Source organism: Pseudomonas sp. G34 (genome assembly GCF_031119625.1).
In the GTDB taxonomy this organism is placed as follows: Bacteria; Pseudomonadota; Gammaproteobacteria; order Pseudomonadales; family Pseudomonadaceae; genus Aquipseudomonas.
Genome location: NZ_JAVHZV010000030.1, coordinates 414,296 through 438,169, shown reverse-complemented (window position 1 = coordinate 438,169; position 23,874 = coordinate 414,296). Strand labels below are relative to the sequence as shown.

At 65.7% G+C, this 23,874-nt stretch carries 21 protein-coding genes; 13 read left to right on the top strand and 8 right to left on the bottom strand.

The features are described from left to right. Nucleotides 1–47: 47 nt before the first annotated feature. From tagQ to QYS36_RS23550, 6 genes are all read left to right on the top strand, one after another. The gene (gene tagQ, locus QYS36_RS23575; protein ID WP_308841772.1) at nucleotides 48–926 is read left to right on the top strand and encodes a type VI secretion system-associated lipoprotein TagQ; all 879 of its coding nucleotides are present in this window, start codon (nucleotides 48–50) and stop codon (nucleotides 924–926) included. A gap of 347 nt (nucleotides 927–1,273) precedes the next feature. Beyond that, on the top strand, nucleotides 1,274–1,879 hold the full coding sequence (locus QYS36_RS23570; RefSeq protein WP_308841771.1) for a c-type cytochrome: 606 nt from the start codon (nucleotides 1,274–1,276) through the stop codon (nucleotides 1,877–1,879). A gap of 152 nt (nucleotides 1,880–2,031) precedes the next feature. Beyond that, nucleotides 2,032–2,661 (top strand): thiol:disulfide interchange protein DsbA/DsbL, encoded by a 630-nt coding sequence (locus QYS36_RS23565; protein WP_111461396.1) that lies wholly within the window; start codon nucleotides 2,032–2,034, stop codon nucleotides 2,659–2,661. A 22-nt stretch (nucleotides 2,662–2,683) separates the two neighbouring features. Continuing rightward, the gene (locus QYS36_RS23560; protein ID WP_308841770.1) at nucleotides 2,684–3,547 is read left to right on the top strand and encodes an endonuclease/exonuclease/phosphatase family protein; all 864 of its coding nucleotides are present in this window, start codon (nucleotides 2,684–2,686) and stop codon (nucleotides 3,545–3,547) included. Nucleotides 3,548–3,549: 2 nt separating this feature from the next. Next, a complete protein-coding gene (locus QYS36_RS23555; protein WP_308841769.1) occupies nucleotides 3,550–5,592 on the top strand; it encodes a diguanylate cyclase in 2,043 nt (680 codons plus the stop codon). Nucleotides 5,593–5,753: 161 nt separating this feature from the next. After that, a complete protein-coding gene (locus QYS36_RS23550; RefSeq protein ID WP_308841768.1) occupies nucleotides 5,754–6,650 on the top strand; it encodes a M23 family metallopeptidase in 897 nt (298 codons plus the stop codon). A 35-nt stretch (nucleotides 6,651–6,685) separates the two neighbouring features. Here QYS36_RS23550 and QYS36_RS23545 read toward each other — a convergent pair whose 3' ends face one another. The 8 genes from QYS36_RS23545 to glcC form a co-directional block, all read right to left on the bottom strand. Then, nucleotides 6,686–7,429, bottom strand: a complete 744-nt coding sequence (locus tag QYS36_RS23545; protein WP_308841767.1) for an endonuclease/exonuclease/phosphatase family protein — start codon at nucleotides 7,427–7,429, stop codon at nucleotides 6,686–6,688. A 163-nt stretch (nucleotides 7,430–7,592) separates the two neighbouring features. Next, nucleotides 7,593–8,351, bottom strand: coding sequence for a hypothetical protein (locus tag QYS36_RS23540; RefSeq protein ID WP_308841766.1), 759 nt, complete (start codon nucleotides 8,349–8,351; stop codon nucleotides 7,593–7,595). A gap of 236 nt (nucleotides 8,352–8,587) precedes the next feature. After that, nucleotides 8,588–9,928, bottom strand: coding sequence for a hemolysin family protein (locus QYS36_RS23535; protein WP_308841765.1), 1,341 nt, complete (start codon nucleotides 9,926–9,928; stop codon nucleotides 8,588–8,590). 69 nt (nucleotides 9,929–9,997) lie between these two features. After that, on the bottom strand, nucleotides 9,998–11,266 hold the full coding sequence (gene phoR, locus QYS36_RS23530; protein ID WP_308841833.1) for a phosphate regulon sensor histidine kinase PhoR: 1,269 nt from the start codon (nucleotides 11,264–11,266) through the stop codon (nucleotides 9,998–10,000). A 91-nt stretch (nucleotides 11,267–11,357) separates the two neighbouring features. After that, a complete protein-coding gene (gene phoB / locus QYS36_RS23525) occupies nucleotides 11,358–12,047 on the bottom strand; it encodes a phosphate regulon transcriptional regulator PhoB (protein WP_070885833.1) in 690 nt (229 codons plus the stop codon). Between the two features lie 102 nt (nucleotides 12,048–12,149). After that, nucleotides 12,150–13,040 carry a 4-hydroxybenzoate octaprenyltransferase gene (gene ubiA / locus QYS36_RS23520; protein ID WP_308841764.1) on the bottom strand — a complete coding sequence of 297 codons (891 nt, stop codon included), beginning with the start codon at nucleotides 13,038–13,040 and terminating at the stop codon, nucleotides 12,150–12,152. 56 nt (nucleotides 13,041–13,096) lie between these two features. Further along, nucleotides 13,097–13,645, bottom strand: a complete 549-nt coding sequence (locus QYS36_RS23515; protein ID WP_374990500.1) for a chorismate--pyruvate lyase family protein — start codon at nucleotides 13,643–13,645, stop codon at nucleotides 13,097–13,099. 64 nt (nucleotides 13,646–13,709) lie between these two features. After that, entirely contained in the window at nucleotides 13,710–14,483 is a 774-nt protein-coding gene (glcC, locus tag QYS36_RS23510) for a transcriptional regulator GlcC (protein ID WP_308841831.1), read from the bottom strand. A 236-nt stretch (nucleotides 14,484–14,719) separates the two neighbouring features. Between glcC and glcD the strand changes: the two genes are divergently transcribed. The 7 genes from glcD to QYS36_RS23475 all read left to right on the top strand — a co-directional run bounded on the left by glcD (nucleotide 14,720) and on the right by QYS36_RS23475 (nucleotide 23,719). Continuing rightward, a complete protein-coding gene (gene glcD / locus QYS36_RS23505; RefSeq protein ID WP_308841763.1) occupies nucleotides 14,720–16,219 on the top strand; it encodes a glycolate oxidase subunit GlcD in 1,500 nt (499 codons plus the stop codon). Then, nucleotides 16,219–17,274 carry a glycolate oxidase subunit GlcE gene (glcE, locus tag QYS36_RS23500; protein WP_308841762.1) on the top strand — a complete coding sequence of 352 codons (1,056 nt, stop codon included), beginning with the start codon at nucleotides 16,219–16,221 and terminating at the stop codon, nucleotides 17,272–17,274. The genes glcD and glcE overlap by 1 nt, the downstream gene beginning before the upstream one ends. Before the next feature lie 3 nt (nucleotides 17,275–17,277). Beyond that, nucleotides 17,278–18,495 (top strand): glycolate oxidase subunit GlcF, encoded by a 1,218-nt coding sequence (gene glcF / locus QYS36_RS23495; RefSeq protein ID WP_308841761.1) that lies wholly within the window; start codon nucleotides 17,278–17,280, stop codon nucleotides 18,493–18,495. Nucleotides 18,496–18,834: 339 nt separating this feature from the next. After that, nucleotides 18,835–19,233 carry a heme-binding protein gene (locus QYS36_RS23490; RefSeq protein ID WP_308841760.1) on the top strand — a complete coding sequence of 133 codons (399 nt, stop codon included), beginning with the start codon at nucleotides 18,835–18,837 and terminating at the stop codon, nucleotides 19,231–19,233. Between the two features lie 58 nt (nucleotides 19,234–19,291). Further along, nucleotides 19,292–21,469, top strand: a complete 2,178-nt coding sequence (locus tag QYS36_RS23485; RefSeq protein ID WP_308841759.1) for a malate synthase G — start codon at nucleotides 19,292–19,294, stop codon at nucleotides 21,467–21,469. A gap of 263 nt (nucleotides 21,470–21,732) precedes the next feature. After that, complete coding sequence (locus tag QYS36_RS23480) at nucleotides 21,733–23,433, top strand: L-lactate permease (RefSeq protein WP_308841758.1); 1,701 nt, start codon at nucleotides 21,733–21,735, stop codon at nucleotides 23,431–23,433. A 118-nt stretch (nucleotides 23,434–23,551) separates the two neighbouring features. After that, nucleotides 23,552–23,719, top strand: coding sequence for a rubredoxin (locus QYS36_RS23475; protein WP_070885836.1), 168 nt, complete (start codon nucleotides 23,552–23,554; stop codon nucleotides 23,717–23,719). Nucleotides 23,720–23,874 lie beyond the last annotated feature (155 nt).

Sequence of the window (23,874 nt, the reverse complement as noted above, 5' to 3'; positions counted from 1 at the left end):
CCCGCCTGAATGGAATAAACGCTCACTCAAGTACGAGATCGACGACGATGCAAACTTTCAACAAAGCCCCCGCTTTTTCCTCGATACGCACTGCGCTGCTTTCCGCTGTCACCTGCACCAGCGTGCTGCTGGTCGGTTGCGCCGGTTCGCCAAGCTCCCAGGTCGCATCGACCACCAAGGCCGAATATTTTCCGCAGTGCTATGAGCCGGTCAGCCAACTGCGCAGCTCCGATGACGCGATGAGCCGCAGTGTGGCCATCGGCGCCGTTACCGGTGGCCTGATGGGGGCTTTGGGCGGTGCGCTGGTCGACGACGAGAAGCGTGGCCGCAATGCCGCCATCGGCGCGGCCGGTGGTGCCCTGGCCGGTGGTGCCGTGGCGTACTACAACCAGCGCCAGCAGCAGATCAGCGATGACAACGCGCGCTTGGCTTCCTACGCCACCGACATCAACGCCAATAACCAGAACATCGACCGTAACATCCGTTACGCCTCCGCCGCGCAGAGCTGCTACCAGCAGGCGTTCACCCAGCTGCGCGCCGACCGCAAGGCCAACAAGATCAGCGACGCCGATGGCCGCAAGCGCCTGGCCGAGATCGTCAGCGGGCTGAACGAGACCAACGCGCTGTTGGCCAAGGTCGACGGACGCACTGGCGAGAACGTCAACACCTACACCCAGGCCTACGAGAAAGACCTGCAGAGCGTGGGCGTGGAGCGCAAGGAAGTGACCAAGGTGGCCACCGCCAAGCAGCCGAAGCCGACTGCCAAGGTCACCAAGGAAGTCATCACCACCGAGCAATCGTTGCAGAAGGCCCAGGCCAAGCAGAAGGAAAGCCAGCAGGTGGCCAGCCGTGGCCGTACGCTGATCAGCGACGTGTGCAACAACCCGGATATGGGCGACTGGGCACCGGCCAGCTGCAAGGCCTGATCCGCGCTCCACAAAAAACCGCGCCTGGCGCGGTTTTTTTATGCCTGCTGTTTCCGGCTTAGGCATCACGTTGGGCGAGCGGCGGTTTTGCGCCGGTAATCTGTACCGGTGATTGATGCCGGTCATTATCGGCCATGCCGCGCTGGGCAATCATGGCGGGTGCCGAGTGGGTAACCAGGCTGTTAGGGTGCAGGGCAGGGGCGTGCCGATGGCGCGTATCACCAGGCCATGCCGCCCCAAGGTTCGTGCAGAAACGCGCGGCTTGAGTCTTTCCGCACTACCGTGCCTGACATGGCGGGCGGAGCGCCCCGGTTCATAACACTTCTCTTAGCCGTTTGGATGAGCTGATGAACAAGACAATAGTGAGTCTGCTGCTGGCGCTGGGCCTGGCCGGCGCCGCCCATGCTGCGGGTGACCCGGCCGCGGGGCAGGCCAAGGCGGTGGTATGCGGGGCCTGTCACGGGGTCGATGGCAACAGCGCGCTAGCCAACTTCCCCAAGCTGGCGGGCCAGGGTGAGCGCTACCTGCTCAAGCAGATGCAGGACATCAAGTCCGGGGCCCGTCCGGTGGTGGAAATGACCGGCATGCTCGCGCCGCTGAGCGAGCAGGACATGGCCGATGTTGCCGCCTACTTCGCCAGCCAGAAGATCAGCGTGGGCGCGGCCGATGCGGCGCTGGTCGAGCGTGGCCAGGCGCTGTTTCGCGGCGGCAAGCTGGCCGAGGGCATGCCCGCCTGCACGGGCTGTCACTCACCTGACGGCAGCGGCATCGCTACCGCCGGCTATCCGCATCTGGGTGGCCAGCACGCCGGTTACGTCGCCAAGCAACTGACCGCCTTCCGCGAAGGCGAGCGCAGCAATGATGGTGACGCGATGATCATGCGCGACATTGCCGCCAAGCTCAGCAACAAGGATATCGAGGCGCTGTCGAGCTACGTTCAGGGCCTGCATTGAGGCGCTGATCGGCTTTTGCCCGGCGGTGAACAAAAAGGGTGGCGATGGCCACCCTTTTTCGCTGGCGAGCCCGCTACAATGTGAGGAACCTGCCGGGTGGCGACCAGTCGAACCAGAGCTGTCCGCAGCACCTTCATCGTTAGGAGTCATGCATGCGTAATCTGATCCTCTCCGCGGTTCTGGCCACTGCCAGCCTGTTCGGCGTTAGCGCCCACGCCGATGATATCGAGGCCGGCAAGCAGTACGTCGAGCTGAGCAACCCGGTACCGATTTCCAAGCCCGGCAAGATCGAAGTCGTCGAGCTGTTCTGGTATGGCTGCCCGCACTGCTACCAGTTCGAGCCGACCCTCAACCCCTGGGTCGAGAAACTGCCCTCCGACGTCAACTTCGTGCGCATTCCCGCCCTGTTCGGTGGCCTGTGGAACGCCCATGGGCAGATGTTCATCACCCTGGAAAGCATGAAGGTCGAGCACAAGGTGCACGACGCCGTGTTCCGCGCCATCCACAAGGAAGGCCGCAAGCTGGCCACGCCGGAAGAAATGGCGGATTTCTTGGTCACCCAGGACATCGACCGTGACGCCTTCCTCAAGGCCTACAACTCCTTTGGCGTGAAGAGCCAGATGGAAAAGGCCAAGAAACTGGCCATGGCGTACCAGATCAACGGCGTACCGGTGATGATCGTCAACGGCAAGTACCGCTTCGACATCTCCAGCTCGGGTGGCCCTGAGCAGACCCTGCAGGTCGCCGATCACCTGATCGCCAAAGAGCGCGCCGCCAAGTAATCGATCTTCCGGAGCGCCTGCCATGCTGCGTCGCCGCTCGATGCCCCGTCAGGCTGGCCTGTGTGATCCACAGGTCAACCCCGACTGTAGCCCGGACAGGGAATGGCCGCAGGACGGGCGCTTGCGCCTGCTCAGCTTCAACATCCAGGTCGGTATCAGTACCGAGCGCTACCACCATTACCTGACCCGCGGCTGGCAGCACCTGCTGCCCCATCAGGGCCGCGCCGGCAACCTGCAGCGCATCGGCGACCTGCTCGGCGACTACGACATCGTTGCCCTGCAGGAGGCCGATGGCGGCAGCGTGCGCTCCGGGTTCGTCAACCAGGTCGAGCACCTGGCGCGCATGGGGGCCTTCCCTTACTGGTACCAGCAGCTCAACCGCAACCTGGGGCGTTTCGCCCAGCACAGCAACGGGCTGCTCAGCCGCCTGCGGCCAACCCTGCTGGAAGATCATCCGCTGCCTGGGCCGGCCGGCCGCGGGGCGATCCTGCTGCGCATCGGCGAGGGCGATGACGCCATCGCGGTGGTGATGATGCACCTGGCGCTCGGTGCACGTACCCGCACCCGGCAACTGGCCTACATCCGTGAGTTGATCGGCGGCTATCGCCACCAGATTCTCATGGGTGACATGAACACCCACGCCATCGACCTGCTGGAGCACTCGCCGCTGCGCGATCTCGGCTTGCTCGCCCCGCAGGTCGAGGCGACCTTCCCGAGCTGGCGCCCGCAGCGCTGTCTCGATCATATTCTGCTCAGCCCCGGTCTGGAGCTCGAGCGCTTTCAGGTACTGGCACAGCCGATTTCCGACCACCTGCCGGTGGCCGTGGAGATTCGCCTGCCCAATGCCCTCACGCCACCGTTGACGCCCCGTGTACAGGAGCCCTGAGCATGGCCGACGACGCCAAACGCTGGCGCGAGAAGTACCTTGCCAACATCGAGCAGCAGGAAAAGCTCGAGCGCCGCTGGGACATGCGTATCGATTTGCTGCGCCGGGGCCTGGTGCGCAGCAGCCTGGCGGCCGAGGGCGCCGACAAGGCGGTTGACCAGTGCATGCACGATCTGCGCGAGATCCTGCGCCGTGACGACATGGACGCCGGCCTCAGTGCCCTGATTCCGCGCCTGGAAAAGACCGTCCTGGATTCCGAGCAACGCCGCCAGCAGCGCGTCGAGCAGGTTGCCAGCGGCCTGGCGAGCCTGGTGGCGCAGTTGCTGAAGATGGACCTGCCGGGTGATGTGCGCAAGCCGCTCAAGCGCTATGCCAAGCAGGTCGAGGAGCGGGCCCGGCAGGCCCGCGAAATGCCGGCCCTGCTGGCCGAGCTGAGCCAGTTGCAGCAGCAGGCGCTGCAGGCGCTCGGCGGCGAGCAGGTAGAGCGGCCTGGATTCATCGAGCGCCTGTTTGGCAGCCGCGACAGCGCCAGCCCCGTGGCCAGCGCAGAGGAAGCGGCACCGGTTACCTCCGCCGAGCAGGCCGAAGTCGCCCCCGGCACTGCTGTCGAGCAGCCAGTGGCGCAGTCGCTGGGTAGCGAGCCGGAGCCAGAACCAGAACCGGCACCGCAAGTCGCAGCCACGCAGGCCGCGCCTGCCGTCATCGGCGAAATTTCCTCGCCGGCGCCGGCGCCGGCGCCCCAGCCCCAGCCATCCCCTGCGGCCGCGCCGGTGGCTGCGGCAGTCACTGGCCCGGCTGTGGCGAGCGCCGTGTTGCTGGACAGCCTGCCACTGTCGTCGGCCTTGTTGATGCCGTCGCCCGTCTCCAAAGCGCCTGCCGAACCTGCCGCGCAGCGAGCTGAATTGGCCGAACCGGTTCAGGAGCTGGCGCCCGTGGTCGCCGCTGAGACCGTTACCCAGGCCGACCCCGAGTACGCCCTGCCGGCAGCGCCCGAACCGGGCTACAGCGCCATTGCCGGCCATGTCGAAAGCAGCTTGCTGAAGCTGCTCAAGGAGTTGCCACTTCCCGAGCGTCATCAGGGCCAGGCCGATACCCTGCGCCAGCGCATCACGGCCGGCCTGAACATGTACGAGCTGGTGCCGGTGCTCGACGACATGGGTGTGCTGATGCTGGCGATCGCCGATGTGGGGCAGCGCGAGTTCGAGGGCTACCTCAAGCAGCTCAACGAGCGGCTCGCCATGTTTCAGGGCAGCCTGGAGGATGTGCAGGCCGACCACAGCGATGCCACCGAGGCAGCGCGCAGCCTGGACAGCGAGTTGCGCCAGCAGGTCGACGGCCTGCACAACAGCGTGCAGGAAGCCACCGACCTCGACAGCCTCAAGGAACTGGTGGAAAGCCGCCTCAGCGGCCTGCTCGGCACCATGGCGCAGTACCAGCAGCAGCGTGACAGCCGCGAGCAGCAGGTGGGTGAACGCCTGCAGGTTCTGGTCGACCGGGTGGCCAGCATGGAGCTGGAAGCCAAGGGGTTTCGCGATCACCTCGAAGAGCAGCGCCAGAAGGCGTTGATCGACCCGCTCACCGGTCTGCCCAACCGCGCGGCCTGGACCGAGCGCCTGGATATGGAACTGGCGCGTCTGCAGCGCTATGGCGGTGAGCTGCTGCTGGCGGTGCTGGATATCGATCACTTCAAGCGTATAAACGACGACTACGGCCACCTGGCCGGCGACAAGGTGTTGAAGATCATTGCCGGCGAGCTGTTCAAGCGCCTGCGTAAGACCGACTTCATTGCCCGTTTCGGTGGTGAGGAATTCGTGCTGTTGATCCCGTCCACACCGATGGAAGGCGGGTTGAAGCTGCTCGACACGCTGCGTTCGGCGATCGAGAACTGTCCGTTCCATTTCAAGGGCGAGCGGGTGACCATCAGCCTGTCTGGCGGCATCAGCGCGTTCGGCAGCGCCGAGCGCAGCGAGCAGGTATTCGAGCGCGCCGACCAGGCGCTTTACCGCGCCAAACGTGGCGGGCGTAACCGTATCGAAGTGGGTTGAGCGCAGTTGTTGGGCCATGTGCTGCTGCACGGCGTGCGTTCTGTGCGCCAGGCACGTCAGGCCTGTGCCGGTTGTCGCAAAGCGCGACGCTGGCAGTCGCCCGGTCATCGAGACGCTGCTAGTCTTGCCCTGCCGAACACTTAATAACCAGATCGAATCTTATGCTAGGGCGCCTCTCACTTCTCCTGGGACTCGCCGCGTTCGCCTGTCAGGTGAGTGCGCTGACCGTCTACAAGTACACCGATGCCAATGGCGTGGTCACCTACAGTGACCAGGCCGCGCCCGGTGCGAAGGTGTTCGTGTTCAGCGACCGCATGGTCGAGAAGCTCGACAACCAGGTGAAGCTGGAAACCCGCAAGCATGCGGCTGGCGAGACCCTGCTGGTGCGCAACGACCTGTACGCGCCGGTGCAGGTGGAGCTCAAGCTGGAGCAACTGAGCAACGTCAGCGGCGCGCCCGGCAAGCCGATCAACTGGGTGTTGCCACCGCGCAGCGAAATCCGCCTGGCTACCCTGGCGCCACTGGATCCGTCTAAGCCCCTGCGCTACACGCCGAAGCTCAACTACGCCCTGGGTGACCCGCGGCTATTGCCGATCACGCAGCCCTACCCGCTGCCCTGGCGCGGTGGGCCGTTTCGCCTGACCCAGGGCGCCAACGGCCAGTACAGCCACTTCACGCCCAAGGGCCGTTACGCCCTGGATATCGCCATGCCCGAGGGCACGCCGATCGTCGCGGCGCGCGCCGGGGTGGTGATCAAGACCGAGAACGCCCAGAGCGGGCGCGGCAACAACCCCTCGGGCAACTTCGTGCGCATCCTGCATGACGACGGCACCATGGGCGTCTACCTGCACCTGATGCAGGGCTCGGTGAGCGTGCGGGAGGGGCAGCGCGTTGCGGTCGGTGTGCCGATCGGCCGCTCCGGCAATACCGGCAACAGCACCGGCCCGCATCTGCACTTCGTGGTGCAGCGCAACGTCGGCATGGCACTGGAGTCGATCCCCTTCGAGTTCGCTCAGCCGGTCGACAGCCTGCCCAATTTCGCTGTGGGCGGCGACTGAGGCAGCCAGCTTCAGCTTTCTAGCTGAGCCAGCGATCAGGCTCTGCTCAAGCGACAGCTGAGTGCGCAGTGGTCAGATACGCCAGTGCTCAGCCTGGCGTTCTCCAGCCGATAACCCGGCGTATGGAACAGCCCATCGACCATGAATGGAATCTCCCCGGCACGGTGCAGCGAGCCGTCGATGCTGCTGGTGTAATGGGCTGGTACACCGTCGATGAAGTGCTCGGCGATCAGGTCGAAGGTGGCGCCTCCGCGCGGCGCGTTGAAGTCGCCGGTCAACAGCAGGCCACCGGCTTCACTGGCTTGCGCCTGGGCCAGGGCGATCAGCTTGCCGGCGCTCTCGCGCTGATACGGTGTGGAGCTGCCGAACGGGGTGACGTTGAGGTGGGTGACGGCGATGCGAAAATCGCCGAGCGAGGCACTGAGCAGCACCTCGGCAATGCTCAGTGGATCGGCCATGCGCTTGCCCTCGAGCGTGACGAAGGCCATCTCCTGAATGCGCTCGCGGCTGCCTGAGTAGTACTCGGCCTTTACCTTCGCCAAGGCTGCACCGCGGGCCAGCATGCCGATGCCCACCACATTGGCGTGGCCTTCCTCGGGATGCTGGGCCATGGGCGCGAAGGCCATGGTGCCGCCCATCAAGGCTTCGAAGAAGGGGATGTCGCGCTCGCAGAGCTCCTGCAGGCAGAGCAGCTCCGGGCATTCGCGCTCGATAAAGGCGGCGACGCGTGGCAGGTGTCTGGAACGTTCGATATTGATGGAGGCGATGCTGAGCGACATGGGATCAGGAGAGGCTGTGGGAAAGGGCGGGGTGGGAATGCGTCGAGTGCTGCAACGGCGGGCGCAGTATACCTGACGCCGGCCAGCGGCGGCCGCAGTGCGGCGGTGGCGACCTGAATGCAAATCGCCCGGCAAGCCGGGCGATTCGATTACTGCGGCGTGATCAGAACGCCAGGCCGACCTTGAGGCCAACCTGCTCCTGCTTGAGCTTGCTGTTTTCCGCCAGCACGCTGTCACTGTCGACCTTGTAGTTGGTACGGGTGTAGTACAGGCTGGTGCTGATCGGCAGGTTGTTGATGCCCTTGTTCCACAGCACGGTCAGTTCGGCGTACGGGTTGGCCTTGTCCTTCAGGTCAACGGTGTCGCTGCCTTCGCCGCTGACTTTCAGCTCGGCTTCGGCGTCGAGCGAGTAGCGTGCACCGGCTTCCAGGCGCACGGTGTAGTCCGGGGTCAGGTAGTTGTAGCCGATACCGGCCTTGGCGAACGGCGCCTTGCTGGTCAGCTTGACGTTGGTATCGAACGGGCCAACGTCGTCCTGCTCGATACGGCCCCAGTCGTAGCCGCCGCCGACGATGAAGTCGATGTAGTTGTTGGTGCTCAGTGCCGCGCGCAGGCCGAGGTCGAGGTCGGCACGGGCCGCCTTGTATTCGTCGTCGTCCTTCTCGCGGTACTGGCCTTCGATACCGGCCTGGTAGATGAAGCCTTCGTGGCCGGTCAGCTTGTTGCCGAAGTTGTAGAACAGACCGCCCTGGTTCAGACGCTCCTTGTCACTCTCACCAAAGGTGCTCAACTTGTACTGGTTGTGCGAGCCGATCACCCCGATGGTCGAAATCGGATCGGTGATCGAGTCGGCATAGGCATGGGAGGCGCCGGCGAGGCACAGGGCGAGGGCGGTTTTCGTGGTGATGGCGTTAAGTTGCATGGCGAATTCCTTGGCAGTCTGTTCAGGTGATGGCATGCACCGATCAATTGGTGCACGCGGTGGACTGCGCAGCCCAGCGAGGTATTCGAGGAAGCCGACGAACGGTCGTAAGTGGTTGTTGTGGAAGGTGGAAGCGATGCCGATTTATCGCGATAAATGACCGCTTGGTCAGGTTTGCCGGGCGGCAATTGAAAGGTGCACTGCCGGCTGTGCACACACCCGGCAGTGCAGGTGCCTCAATCCAGCTTGATGACCTTGGCCAGGAGGATCTTCGGGCCTTTCATCTTCTTGACGATCAAGCGCAGGCCGGCGACTTCCAGGGATTCCTCTTCCTCGGGCACCCGCTTGAGGGTTTCATAGATCAGGCCGGCAAGGGTCTCGGCCTCGATATGGTCGAGGTCGATGCCCAGCAGGCGCTCGAGCTTGAACAGCGGCGTGTCACCACGCACCAGCAGTTTGCCGGGCTGATAGGCGAGGATGCCGCGCTCGGTCTTGCGATGTTCGTCCTGAATATCGCCGACCAGGGCTTCGAGCACGTCTTCCATGGTCAGGTAGCCGATGACCTTGCCGTCGGCCTCTTCGACCAGGGCGAAATGCGCGCCGCCCTTGCGGAACTGCTCCAGCAGGTCGGACAGCGGCAGGTTGCGGCTGACCTTCTCGATCGGGTGCATCAGCTCGGCCAGGCGCAGGGTCGAGGGCAGCATTTCCAGCAGTGACAGGTGCAGCAGCAGGTCCTTGATGTGCAGCACGCCGACGAACTCGCCAGCCGCCTCGTCGTAGATCGGGTAGCGGCTGTACTTGTGCCGGCGGAACAGGCTGAACACCTCGTCCAGCGTGGCATTGAGCTCCAGGTAGATAAGGTCTTCGCGCGAGTTGGCCCAGTCGACCACTTCCAGTTCGCCCAGCTCCACGGCAGAGGCGAGCACGCGCATGTCCTGGTCGGTCGGGTCGCTGGCGCGGCTGGAATGCAGGATCAGCTTGAGCTCGTCACGGCTGTAGTGGTGCTCGTGGTGGCCGCCGGGCTGATCCTGGCCGGCAATGCGCAGGATGGCGTTGGCGCTGGCGTTGAGCAGGAAGATCGCCGGATACATGGCCCAGTAGAACAGGTACAGCGGCGCCGCCGTCCACAGCGACAGCAGCTCCGGCTTGCGGATCGCCCAGGATTTCGGGGCCAGCTCGCCGATCACGATGTGCAGGTAGGAAATGATGAAGAACGCGGTGAAGAAGGCGATGCCGTGGATCAGCTTCTGCGACTCGATGCCGATCGAGGTCAGCAGCGGCTCGAGCAGGTGCGCGAAGGCCGGTTCACCCACCCAGCCCAGGCCCAGGGAGGCGAGGGTGATGCCCAGCTGGCAGGCGGACAGGTAGGCATCGAGCTGGCTGTGCACGGTGCGCAGGATATGCCCACGCCAGCCGTTCTTCTTGGCCAGGGCTTCGACCTTGGTGGAGCGCAGCTTGACCATGGCGAACTCGGCAGCCACGAAGAAGCCGTTGAGCAGCACCAGGAACAGGGCGAACAGCACCAGGCCCATGTCGGCGAAATAACTGGAGAAGGAGACGCTCGTAGAGGGATCCATAAGGGGTTCGTGTGACCGGATGTTGCTAAAGGGTGGGGCCTGGGCGGGCGCTTTGCAATAGGACCCTAATCAGCGGGTTGGCGCGGCGATCTGCGCCGGCTGGAAGTGGCAGGTGAACAGACTGCCCTTGCCGACCACGCTGGTGATTTCCAGCCCACCGCGGTGGCGCAAAAGCACGTGCTTGACGATGGCCAGGCCCAGGCCGGTGCCGCCGGTATGGCTGGCACGGCTGGAATCGACCCGGTAGAAGCGCTCGGTCAGGCGTGGCAGGTGCTTGGCCTCGATACCGGGGCCGCTGTCCTGCACCGACAGGTGCGCGCCCTGTCCGTCCTGCCACCAGCGAATGCGGATCTCGCCATCGGCCTGGGTGTATTTCACGGCGTTGAACACCAGGTTGGAAAACGCGCTGCGCAATTCCGACTCGCTGCCCTTGAGCCGGAGGTTGGCGTCGGCCTCCAGGCTGATCCGGTGGTTGCGCTCGGCGGACAGCGCCAGGGCATCGTTGCGGATGCTCTGCAGCAGCAGGTCGACTGCCACCGGGTGGTTGTCGGAGGGGTAATCGGTGGCTTCCAGCTTGGCCAGCAGCAGCAGGTCGTTGAGCAGGCCCTGCATGCGTGCGCCCTGCTGCTGCATCTGCTGCAGGGCGCGGCGCCAGCGTGGGTTGATGTCGTCGACGTTGTCATGCAGGGTTTCCAGGTAGCCGGCGATCACCGTCAGCGGTGTGCGCAACTCGTGGGAAACGTTGGCGACGAAATCCTTGCGCATCTGCTCCAGCTGGTGGAGCCGGGTCACGTCGCGCACCAGCATCAGGTGCTCCTGGTTGCCGTAGCGGGTGATGTTGAGCTGCAGCTGCCTGCGCGGGTTGACCGGCGAGGGCAGGTCGAGGGGTTCGACGAATTTGCCGCGCTCGAAATAGTCCTTGAAGCGCGGGTCGCGTACCAGATTGGTGATCGACTGGCCGCTGTCCTGGGGCGTTTTCAAACCCAGCAGGGTTTCCGAGGCCTTGTTCCACCACTCCAGGTTGCCGTGGCTGTCGAGCATGATCACCGCGTCGCGCAGCGCCGCGGTGGACTCCTGCACGCGATCGATCACTGCCTGCAGGCGGCCGCGCGCCCGCTGGTTGCGGCGCTGCAGGTGGTAGATGCTGTCGAACACTTCGCCCCACAGGCCGTAGCCATCGGGCGGTGGTTCGTCGGGCTGGTGATCCTTGAGCCAGGCATGCAGGCGCAACAGCTGGCTGAGGTTCCAGAGCAGGTGGGCGGCCAGGCCGATGGCGATGGCCCAGGCATATTCACCGGTGATCACCCCAGCCGCCAGGCAGGCCGCGATCAGCAGCATCAAGCGGCGGGTTATGGCGCCACGCCAGTTGCTCGTCACGTTTCGCTCATCCGCCAGCCGATCCCTGTCATCGTCAATCTCAGGCTATGGCTTAGCCCTTGGTGGAGAAACGATACCCGGTGCCGCGTACCGTCTGCACCAGATTTTCGTAGGCCTCGCCCAGCGCCTTGCGCAGGCGGCGGATGTGCACATCGACGGTACGCTCCTCGACATACACGTTGCCGCCCCACACCTGGTCGAGCAACTGGCCGCGGGTGTAGGCGCGTTCCTGGTGGGTCATGAAGAACTGCAGCAGGCGATATTCGGTGGGGCCCATCTCGGCAGGCTTGCCGTCGATGGTCACGCGGTGGCTGATCGGGTCGAGCAGCAGGCCGCCCACTTCGATCGGCCCTTCGCTGTCGCTGGGGCCGGCGCGGCGCAGCACGGCCTTGAGGCGGGCGACCAGCTCGCGCGGCGAGAACGGCTTGGTGATGTAGTCGTCGGCACCGACTTCCAGGCCCTGGATCTTGTTGTCCTCTTCGCCCTTGGCGGTGAGCATGATGATCGGAATGTCGCCGGTCAGCTCGTCGCGCTTCAGGCGCCGGGCCAGCTCGATGCCGGAGGTGCCGGGCAGCATCCAGTCGAGCAGGATCAGATCAGGCTTGCGGTCGACGATGATGGCGTGAGCCTGCCCGGTATTTTCCGCTTCCAGGCACTCGTAGCCCGCCATTTCCAGCGCCACCACGATCATTTCGCGAATCGGCGCTTCGTCATCGACGATCAGGATGTTCTTGCCAACCATGGGTTGAGCCTCGGTTCATTCAACTATCAATGCGGCGCATTAGATAACGGAATTATTGCAGCGATATGACAGCTGTGCGGCATGCCCCTTCCAGCGCGCTTCTCAACGCAACCCGTAATCCAGCACGATGCCGACGAAGATCGCCAGGCCTGCCCAGTGGTTGTGCAGGAAGGCGCGGAAGCAGACCAGCGGCTCGCGCTGGCGGGTGATGTGGAATTCCCAGGCGAAACAGCCGGCGGCCACCAGCAGGCCGAGATAGAAGTACAGGCCCAGTTCGAAGCGTGCGCCGGCCAGCAGCAGGCACAGCAGGGCCAGGCCCTGCAGGCCGAGGATGATCACCCGGTCGGCATCGCCGAACAGGATCGCCGTGGACTTCACGCCGATCTTCAGGTCGTCCTCGCGGTCGGCCATGGCGTAGTAGGTGTCATAGGCCACGGTCCAGATCACGTTGGCCAGCAGCAGCAGCCAGGCCGCCGCCGGCAGTTCGCCGGTCTCGGCGGTGAAGGCCATCGGCATGCCCCAGGAGAACGCGGTGCCGAGCACCACCTGGGGGTAATAGGTGTAGCGCTTCATGAAGGGGTACAGCGCCGCCACGCCGAGGGCGCCGAACGACAGCCATACGGTGGTGGCGTTGGTCAGCAGCACCAGGGCGAAACTGAGGGCCACCAGCACGGCGAAGAGAATCAGTGCCTCCCGTGCGTTGACCTTGCCGCTGGCCAGGGGGCGGGCCTTGGTGCGGCTGACATGGCCGTCGAAATTACGGTCGGCATAGTCGTTGATCACGCAGCCGGCGGCGCGCATCAGCACCACGCCGGTCACGAAGATCAGCAGGTTCTTGATGCTTGGCACGCCTTCGGCGGCGATCCACAGTGCCCACAGGGTTGGCCACAGCAGCAGGTAGATGCCGATCGGCTTGTCCATGCGCGTCAGCTGCAGGAAATCCCAGGTGCGTGGGTGCAGGCGATTGAGCGATTGCAGCAGACGGATGTACATCGGGCGGTTCTCCTGGCGCGGTACGCGGATTATACGGCGCCTAGTCGGCGGCGGGGTCAGCGGCTCGCCGCAGGCCAGAAGTCCGGCAAAAACACTTCGGCGACCAGCACCGCCAGCGCACCACGGCGAAAGCACGAGCGGCGTGCCCAGAGGTTCTCCTGCACGACCTCCGCCGGCAGCCAGGCACCCGGGTAGCGGCAGGCCTGCAGCCTGCCGCGGGTAAAGGCCTGGTCACTGAACAACAGCTCACCCAGGGAGCGGCTGCCCAGTTGCTGCAGATCCAGGCCCGAGCCTTGCAATGCCTGCTTGGCAGCCACGCTGCGGGCGAACACCCAGGGCTGGCCATTGCCAAGCAGGTAGACCTCGCGCACCCAGCCAGGGCTGCCCGGCGGTACGTCCAGGGCTGCGCATTCGTCGTCACGCAGCGTCAGCCAGCCCTCGCGCAACGGGGTGACGCTGAAGCCGCCCGCCGACAGCTCGGTCAGCCGCCGGGTCAGGGAGTCTTCGTTGAACAGCCAGTCGTGCACAGCGCTGGCTGCGGCGGGTAACAGCTGTTCGGCGCTCAGCCAATGAGGGGCGGGGGAAGCTAGGGACACGGCATGGATTCGTGGCAGGCGAAGCGCGCCAGTCTAGCACGGCGGTCCTGGCGGCAGCGTTGGCCGGGAGCCGTCACGACCACCCTTCGAGGCGCATGCTGGCGCGCACCAGGCGCTGCTCTTCCTGCTCGATGTCCTGCAGGTTGTCGCGAATGCTGTGGATGTGATCGCGCGCCGCGCGCTGGGCCTGTTCCGGCAGGCGCTCGATCACCGCGTGATACAGGCGCGAGTGCTGGCGGTCGATCTGCCGTTTCTGCGCCGGGCGGTGGTAGAGATTGTTCACCGAGGCGAACACGGTGCTGAGCATCAGGTCGGTCAGCGACTGCAGGGTGTGCACCAGTACCGGGTTGTGCGAGGCCTCGCAGATGGCCAGGTGAAAGGCGTGGTCGAGGCGCGCATGTTCGCGGGGATCGACCGGGTTCTCCTGGGCATGGGCGGCGAGCATTTCCTCGTAACGCCGGGTCAGCAGCACGAAATCCGCGTCGGTGCCACGCAACGCCGCCAGGCGCGCCGACTCGCCCTCGAGCAGGCTGCGTACTTCCAGCAGGTCGTACAGGGTGCGCGGCTGGGAGTTGAACAGATGCATCAGCGGGCTGGCGTCGCCTTCGCCGCTGAGCTTGGCCACCCGCGAATCACGGCCCTGGGCGGTGTCGATGATGCCGCGCCCACGCAGCACCTTGAGCCCTTCGCGCAGCGCCGAGCGGGAGATGCCCAGCTTCTCGCACAAGCGCCGCTCCGAGGGCAGCGGCTGGCCCACCTTGAGCACACCGTCGACGATCAGCCGCTCGATGCGCTCGGCCACCACGTCGCTCAGCTGGCGCCGCACCGCGTTCTGTTTCAGCTCCATGACGCCCCTCGCCAGCTGGTCGTACCAGTCGATCAGATGCTTTCCAGGTTTCTGCGCTGCTCGATTACAGGCCTTGTGTAGCGAGCGCTTGATGCTTTTTACGCTGAATACCTGGCGAAAGAAACTGGTCATACCAGCGCCTGCAAAGATGGACGACGGTAATCGGGCGGCCTAAACATGCAGGCCAAGGTAGCGGCATGACCGCAATAACAACAACGCCCACGATCGAGCCTGCCATGAGCATTCTGTACGACGAGCGCGTCGACGGCGCGCTGCCCACGGTCGACAAGACCGCGTTGCTGGCCGAGCTGCGCCAGCGCCTGCCCGACCTCGACATCCTGCACACCCAGGAAGACCTCAAGCCTTACGAGTGCGATGGTCTGTCGGCCTACCGCACCACGCCCCTGCTGGTGGTGCTGCCCGAGCGTATCGAGCAGGTGCAGGAGTTGCTCAAGCTCTGCCATGCCCGTGGCGTGCCGGTGGTGGCGCGCGGCGCCGGCACCGGCCTGTCCGGCGGGGCGCTGCCGCTGGAACAGGGCATCCTCCTGGTGATGGCGCGCTTCAACCAGATTCTCGAGATCAACCGCGAGGCCCGCTATGCCCGCGTACAGCCCGGAGTGCGCAACCTGGCGATCTCCCAGGCCGCCGCGCCCTTCGACCTGTATTACGCCCCCGACCCGTCTTCGCAGATCGCCTGCTCCATCGGCGGCAATGTCGCCGAGAACGCCGGCGGCGTGCACTGCCTGAAATACGGCCTGACCGTGCACAACCTGCTCAAGGTGGAGATCCTCACCGTCGAGGGCGAATTCCTGACCCTCGGCAGCGACGCCCTGGATGCAGCGGGTTTCGACCTGCTGGCGCTGTTCACCGGCTCCGAGGGCATGCTCGGCATCGTCACCGAGGTGACGGTCAAGCTGCTGCCCAAGCCACAGGTGGCCAAGGTGCTGCTGGCGGCCTTCGATTCGGTGGAAAAGGCCGGCCGCGCGGTGGGCGACATCATCGCCGCCGGCATCATTCCCGGCGGCCTGGAGATGATGGACAACCTGGCGATCAGAGCGGCGGAGGACTTTATCCACGCCGGCTACCCGGTGGAGGCCGAAGCCATCCTGCTCTGCGAGCTGGACGGCGTGGAGGCGGACGTGGCGGACGACTGCGAACGGGTGCGCGAGGTACTTGGCAAGGCCGGTGCCACCGAAGTGCGCCTGGCCCGTGACGAAACCGAGCGGGTGAAATTCTGGGCCGGGCGCAAGAACGCCTTCCCGGCGGTCGGGCGCATCTCGCCGGACTACTACTGCATGGACGGCACCATTCCGCGCCGCGAGCTGCCGGGCGTGCTGCGCGGCATCGCCGAGCTGTCCGAGGAATACGGCCTGCGCGTGGCCAACGTGTTCCACGCCGGCGACGGCAACATGCATCCCTTGATCCTCTTCGATGCCAACGTGCCCGGCGAGCTGGAGCGCGCCGAGGCCATCGGCGGCAGGATCCTCGAACTCTGCGTCAAGGTCGGCGGCAGCATCACCGGCGAGCACGGCGTCGGCCGCGAGAAGATCAACCAGATGTGCGCGCAGTTCAACAGCGACGAGATCACCCTGTTCCATGCCGTGAAGGCGGCGTTCGACCCGGCCGGCCTGCTCAACCCGGGCAAGAACATCCCCACCCTGCACCGCTGCGCCGAGTTCGGCGCCATGCACGTGCACCACGGCCAACTGCCCTTCCCGGAACTGGAGCGCTTCTGATGTCGCATGATTTCGACGCCAGCGCCGCGCTGCTGGAACAGGTCAACCACGCGCTCAACAGCGCTACGCCACTGCGCATCCAGGGCAGCGGCAGCAAGGCGCATCTGGGCCGTGCCACCACGGGCGAGGTGCTGGATACCCGCCTGCACCGCGGCATCGTCAGCTATGACCCCACCGAACTGGTACTTACCGCCCGTGCCGGCACGCCGCTGGCCGAGATCGAGGCGGCGCTGGAGGCCAACAACCAGATGCTGCCGTGCGAGCCGCCGCACCTGGGCACTGGCGCCACCCTCGGTGGCATGGTCGCCGCCGGGTTGTCCGGCCCGCGTCGGCCATGGGCCGGCTCGGTGCGTGACCAGGTGCTCGGCACCCGGGTGATCACTGGCCAGGGCAAGCTGCTGCGCTTCGGTGGCGAGGTGATGAAGAACGTCGCCGGCTACGACCTGTCGCGCCTGATGGCCGGCAGCTTCGGCTGCCTAGGGCTGCTCGCCGAGGTGTCGATCAAGGTACTGCCCAAGCCGCGTCAGGTGCTCAGCCTGCGCCTGGAGGTGGGCGCCCAGCAGGCACTGAACAAGCTGGCCGAATGGGGCCAGCAGCCGCTGCCGATCAGTGCCGCCAGCCACGACGGTGCGGCGCTGCATCTACGCCTGGAAGGCGGCGAGGGCTCGGTTCTCGCCGCGCGCCAGCGCCTCGGTGGCGAAGAGATCGACAACGGCTATTGGCATGAACTGCGCGAACAGCATCTGCCGTTCTTCGCTGCCGAGGGCACGCTGTGGCGCCTGTCGCTGCCGGTGGCTAGCGGCCTGCTCGAGCTGCCCGGCCGCCAACTGATCGACTGGGGCGGCGCGCAGCGCTGGCTGAAGACCGACGCCGAGGGTGAGCTGATCCAGGGCGCGGCGGCCAAGCTCGGCGGCCATGCCACCTGCTTCGCTGCAGGCCAGGCGCAACCTTTCCAGCCGCTGGCGGCAGCGCTGCTGCGCTACCAGCGCCAGTTGAAGAACCAGCTCGACCCCCAGGGCATCTTCAACCCTGGCCGCCTATACGCCGAGGTATAAGACGTGCAGACCAATTTGAGTGAACAGGCCAAGCGCCTGCCGCGCGCCGAGGAAGCCGAACGCATCCTGCGCTCCTGCGTGCACTGCGGCTTCTGCAACGCCACCTGCCCGACCTACCAGCTGCTCGGTGACGAGCTGGACGGCCCGCGCGGGCGCATCTACCTGATCAAGCAGATGCTCGAAGGCGGCGAGGTGACCGCCAAGACCCAGCAGCACCTGGATCGCTGCCTGACCTGCCGCAACTGCGAAACCACCTGCCCCTCCGGCGTGCAGTACCACAACCTGCTGGACATTGGCCGCGAGGTCGCCGAACAACAGGTGCCACGCCCGCTCGATCAGCGCCTGCTGCGCCAGGGCCTGCGCGCCGTGGTGCCGCGCCCGGCCTTGTTCAAGGCGCTGACCCAGGCCGGCCTGGCCTTGCGCCCGCTGCTGCCGGCCACGCTCAAGGCCAAGCTGCCGCGCGAGGTGCGCCCGGCCAAGCCGCGCCCGACCACGCAGCACACACGCCGCGTGCTGATGCTCGAAGGCTGCGTGCAACCGGGGCTGTCGCCCAACACCAATGCCGCCACCGCGCGCGTGCTCGATCGCCTCGGCATCAGCGTCACGCCAATCCGCGAGGCCGGCTGCTGCGGCGCCGTGGACTATCACCTCAACGCCCAGGAGGCGGGGCTGCAGCGCGCCCGGCAGAACATCGACGCCTGGTGGCCGGCCATCGAGGCCGGCATTGAGGCCATCGTACAGACCGCAAGTGGCTGTGGCGCCTTCGTCAAGGACTACGGCCACCTGCTGGCCGGCGATTCGGCCTACGCCGCCAAGGCGGCACGGGTCAGCGCCCTGGCCAGGGATCTGGTCGAGGTGCTGCAGGGCGAGGCGCTGGAAAGGCTGCAGGTGCGCGCCGAGCAACGCCTGGCCTTCCATTGTCCCTGCACCTTGCAGCACGCGCAGCAGCTCGCTGGTGCCGTGGAAGGTGTGCTGACGCGCCTTGGCTTCGGCCTCACCGCCGTGCCCGACGGCCACCTGTGCTGCGGCTCGGCGGGCACTTATTCGCTGACCCAGCCCGAGTTGTCCAGGCAGCTTCGCGACAACAAACTGAATGCCCTGGAAAGCGGCAAGCCGGATGCCATCGTCACCGCCAATATCGGCTGCCAGACCCACCTGGACGGCGCCGGGCGCACGCCGGTGCGGCACTGGATCGAGATAGTCGAGGAAGCCATGCACTGACCATCGGACACTGACCGTAGGGTGGATCACGCTTCATCGATCCACCAAAGCGGTGGATGTAAGAAGCGACATCCACCCTGCAACTACAGATGTATCGCAACGTACAGCGGAGGAGTGTGCCGCGCCTGTGGGAGGCGCTTTGGCGGCGAGCTGTTATCGCGGCTGAAGCCGCTCCCGGGGCGACTCCCCGATAACCCGGATTGCATCCGGGCTACGCGACTGATCGTAGGGTGGATCACGCTTCACCGATCCACCAAAGCGGTGGATGTAAAAAGCGATATCCACCCTACAACTGAGCCCTCGGGAGAGGGGATAAAAGCCACGAACATGAGGTATGCCATGCAAAGCAAAGCCGTACTCAGCCAGACCGAAGTCAGACAGATCCTCCAGGCAGCGCGCAGCGAAGCGCTGCAACAGGGCTGGGCCGTGGCCATCGCCGTGGTCGACGACGGCGGCCACCCGCTGGCCCTGGAGCGCCTGGATGGCTGTGCGCCCATCGGCGCCTATATCGCCACCGAAAAGGCCCGCAGCGCCGCCATCGGCCGCCGCGAGACCAAGGGCTACGAAGACATGGTCAACGGCGGCCGCAGCGCCTTCCTCAGCGCACCGCTGCTCACCTCGTTGGAAGGCGGCGTACCCGTGCTGGTCGACGGCCAGGTGATCGGCGCCGTGGGCGTGTCCGGGGTCAAGGCCGAGCAGGACGCGCAGGTGGCCAAGGCCGGTATCGCGGCGCTTTGACGCCTCGCATGCTGACGACAAGGCCATCAGGGCCGGAAACAGACAGGAGAACAGAAAAATGACCGAACGCGTGCAATGTCAGCGCCTGCAGGTGGCCGCCGAACTCAAGCAGTTCATCGAAGACGAGGTGCTGCCCGGCAGCGGTATCGAGGCCGATGCCTTCTGGAGCGGCTTCGACGCCCTGGTGCATGACCTGGCGCCGCGCAACCGCGCGCTGCTGGCCGAACGTGAGCGCCTGCAGAGCGAGCTGGATGCCTGGCACCGCGCCCACCCAGGCCCGATCCGCGACATGACGGCCTACCGCGCCTTCCTCGGCTCCATCGGCTATCTGCTGCCGCAGCCGGCGAAGGTTCAGGCGACCACCAGCAAGGTCGACAGCGAGATCACCAGCCAGGCCGGCCCGCAACTGGTGGTGCCGGTGATGAACGCACGCTATGCGCTGAACGCTGCCAACGCCCGCTGGGGCTCGCTGTACGATGCCCTGTACGGCACCGATGCGATCAGCGAGGACGGCGGCGCCAGCAAGGGGCCGGGCTACAACCCCGTGCGTGGCGCCAGGGTGATCGCCTTCGCCCGCGCCTTCCTCGACCAGGCCGCGCCGCTGGCCAAGGGCTCGCACGCCGAGGCCAGCGCCTATGCGGTGGTCGCCGGCCAGTTGCAGGTGACCCTGAGCAGCGGCGCACAGACCTCGCTGGCGCAACCGGAGAAGTTCGTCGGCTTCCAGGGCGGGGCCGCCGCACCGAGCGCCGTGCTGCTGAAGAACAACGGCCTGCACGTCGAAATCCAGATCGACGCCAGCAGCCCCATCGGCAGCACCGACGCGGCGGGCGTGAAGGATCTGCTGATGGAGGCGGCGCTGTCGACCATCATGGACTGCGAGGACTCGATTGCCGCCGTCGACGCCGCCGACAAGGTGCTGGTGTACCGCAACTGGCTGGGCCTGATGAAGGGCGACCTGACCGAGGAGCTGGACAAGGGCGGCCAGCGCATTACCCGCCGCCTCAACCCGGATCGCCTCTACACCGCCGCCGATGGCAGCGAACTGACCCTGCACGGCCGCTCGTTGCTGTTCATTCGCAACGTCGGCCACCTGATGAGCAACCCGGCGATTCTCGACGGCGCAGGCGTTGAGATTCCCGAAGGCATTCTCGATGCGGTGGTCACCAGCCTGATCGCCCTGCATGACCTCAAGCGCCGCGGCAACTCGCGCAGCGGCAGCGTGTATATCGTCAAACCGAAGATGCACGGCCCGGCCGAAGTGGCCTTCGCCAACGAGCTGTTCGCTCGCGTCGAGCTACTGCTGGGCATGCCGGACAACACCCTGAAAATGGGCATCATGGACGAGGAGCGGCGCACCAGCGTCAACCTCAAGGCCTGCATCGAGGCTGCCAGCGAGCGCGTCGCCTTCATCAACACCGGCTTTCTCGACCGCACCGGCGACGAGATGCACACGGCCATGGAAGCCGGCGCCATGCTGCGCAAGGGCGACATGAAGTCCAGCGCCTGGATCCAGGCCTACGAACGCAACAACGTGCTGGTCGGCCTGGCCTGCGGGCTACGGGGCAAGGCGCAGATCGGCAAGGGCATGTGGGCCATGCCGGACCTGATGGCGGCCATGCTCGAGCAGAAGATCGGCCACCCGAAGGCCGGTGCCAACACCGCCTGGGTGCCGTCGCCGACCGCCGCCGTGCTGCACGCCCTGCATTACCACCAGGTGGATGTACAAGCGGTGCAGCGCGAGCTGGAGCTGATCGACCTGGCCAGCCAGCGCGACAGCCTGCTGGGTGACCTGCTCAGCGTACCGGTCAGCGCCGAACGGCCGTGGAGCGCCGGGGATATCCAGCAGGAACTGGACAACAACTGCCAGGGCATCCTCGGTTACGTGGTGCGCTGGGTCGAGCAGGGCGTGGGCTGCTCCAAGGTGCCTGACATTCACAACGTCGGCCTGATGGAAGACCGCGCCACCCTGCGCATCTCCGCCCAGCATATCGCCAACTGGCTGCACCACGGCGTGGTCAGCGAGGCCCAGGTACGCGAGACGCTGCAGCGCATGGCCCAGGTGGTCGACGGGCAGAACGCCGGCGACCCGGCTTACCGGCCCATGGCGCCGAATTTCCAGCAATCCCATGCCTTCCGCGCTGCCAGCGAGCTGGTGTTCAAGGGCCGCGAGCAGCCGTCCGGCTACACCGAACCGTTGCTGCATGCCTGGCGGCTGCGCTTCAAAGAGGAGGTTTGAGCGACGGTGGGAGTGCCCTTGACCACTGATCGCGGCTAAAGCCACTCCTACACAGTGAGTGAACAACGTGGATGGCCTCCACAGAGCAGTACCAAGCCCTGACGGTAGCTGACCGTCGGGGCTTTCGAGCATGAGCGCGGCGCTGGTTGATCCCGGTGCCGCGGCTTGCGGAAGTGTCGGCGTCATCGCGCCAGCCCTTCCAGATGCGTGGCGCCGGGTAGCCCCGGAAACCGTGGTTCACAACAACAAGAAGGAACCAACCCATGAGTCAAACGCTGCTGTCCATCCTGGCCTTCGTGCCGCTGGTGCTGGCGGGTGTGCTGCTGATCGGCTTTCGCTGGCCGGCCAAGTACGCGATGCCGCTGGTGTTCGTCCTCACCGCCCTGATCGGCCTGCTGGCCTGGGACATGTCCCTCAACCGGGTCATCGCCTCCAGCCTGCAGGGGCTGATTCTCACGGCCGCGATCCTGTGGATCATCTTCGGCGCCATCCTGCTGCTCAATACCCTCAAGCACTCCGGGGGCATCGCGGCGATTCGCCGGGGCTTCTCCAACATCAGCCCGGATCGCCGCGTGCAGGCGCTGATCGTCGCCTGGCTGTTCGGCTGCTTCATCGAGGGTGCTTCCGGTTTCGGCACCCCGGCCGCGGTGGCCGCGCCGTTGCTGGTGGCCCTCGGCTTCCCGGCGCTGGCCGCGGTGGTGCTGGGAATGATGGTGCAGTCCACGCCGGTGTCCTTCGGTGCGGTGGGCACGCCGATCCTGGTGGGCGTCGGCGCCGGCCTGGACAAGACCGGCATCAGCGCGCAACTGGTGGCCAGTGGCAGCAGCTGGGACACCTTCTTCCACCTGATCTATTCGCGGGTGGCCATCACCCACGGCCTGATCGGCCTGCTGATGCCGCTGATCATGGTGATGATCATGACGCGCTTCTTCGGCAAGAATCAGAGCTGGAAGGAAGGCCTGGCCATCGCGCCGTTCGCCATCTTCACCGCCTTCGCCTTCTCCCTGCCGTACATGGCCGCCGGGGTGTTCCTCGGCCCGGAATTCCCCTCGATGATCGGCGCCCTGGTCGGCCTGGCCATCGTGGTGCCGGCGGCCAAGGCCGGCTTCCTACTGCCCAAGGACACCTGGGACTTCGCCGATGCCAAAGACTGGCCGGCCGAGTGGATGGGCAAGATCGAGATGAAGCTCGACGAGGTGGCCGGCAAGGCGCCGATCTCGGTGCCCATGGCCTGGGCGCCCTACCTGCTGCTGGCGGTGTTCCTGGTGATCTCGCGCAGCTTCCCCGAGCTGAAAGCGGCGCTGATGAGCATGAGCTTCGGCTGGAGCAACATTCTCGGCGAGGCCGGCGTGTCCGGCACCATCGAACCGCTGTACCTGCCCGGCGGCATCCTGTGCATGGTGGTATTGGTGACCTTCTTCCTGCACCGCATGCGCTTCTCCGAACTCAAGGCGGCGGTAGGCGAGTCGAGCAAGACCCTGCTGGGTGCCGGCTTCGTGCTGATCTTCACCATTCCCATGGTGCGTATCCTGATCAACTCGGGGGTCAACGGCAGCGAGCTGGTGTCCATGCCGGTGGCCATGGCGCAACTGGTGGCCGACAGCGTGGGTAGCATCTACCCCTTCTTCGCCCCGGCGGTGGGCGCGCTGGGGGCCTTCATCGCCGGCTCCAACACCGTCTCCAACCTGATGCTCTCGCAGTTCCAGCTCAACGCCGCGCAGTTGCTCGGCGTGTCCGGGGCGATGATGGTGGCGGTGCAGTCGGTGGGGGCGGCGGCGGGCAACATGATCGCCATTCACAACGTGGTGGCGGCCTCGGCCACCGTCGGCCTGCTCGGGCGCGAGGGCATCACCCTGCGCAAGACCCTGCTGCCGACACTCTACTACCTGATCATGGCCGGCGGCATCGCGCTGCTGGCGATGTATGGCATGGCGCTGAGCGATCCGCTGATGGCCAGCCGTTGACGCCGCAGCGGCCGTCTAGGTCGAGCCCACCGGCTGGCGGCGTTTGCCGCTGGCCGGCTTGGCGCATCCGTGCAATTGCGGTAGCGTGCCGGCACCGTGAGGTTCACCCGAGGGCGATATGAAGAAGTGGCAATGTGTGGTCTGCGGACTGATCTATGACGAGCGCGAGGGCTGGCCTGACGACGGCATCGTGCCCGGCACCCGCTGGGAAGATGTGCCCGAGGATTGGCTGTGCCCGGACTGCGGTGTCGGCAAGATGGATTTCGAGATGATCGAAATCAACTGAAAACCCGCGCCAGGCTTGCCGCACTGAATGCCGGTTCGGCAAGCCCTTTGCGGCTAACGCACGTCAGTACGGCCCGCGAAGGGGCGAGCGAAGCGAGTGGTGCGCATTTACCTGGCTGAAGTCGCCCGCGACGCGCAGCGCTTTTCGCCTGCCCT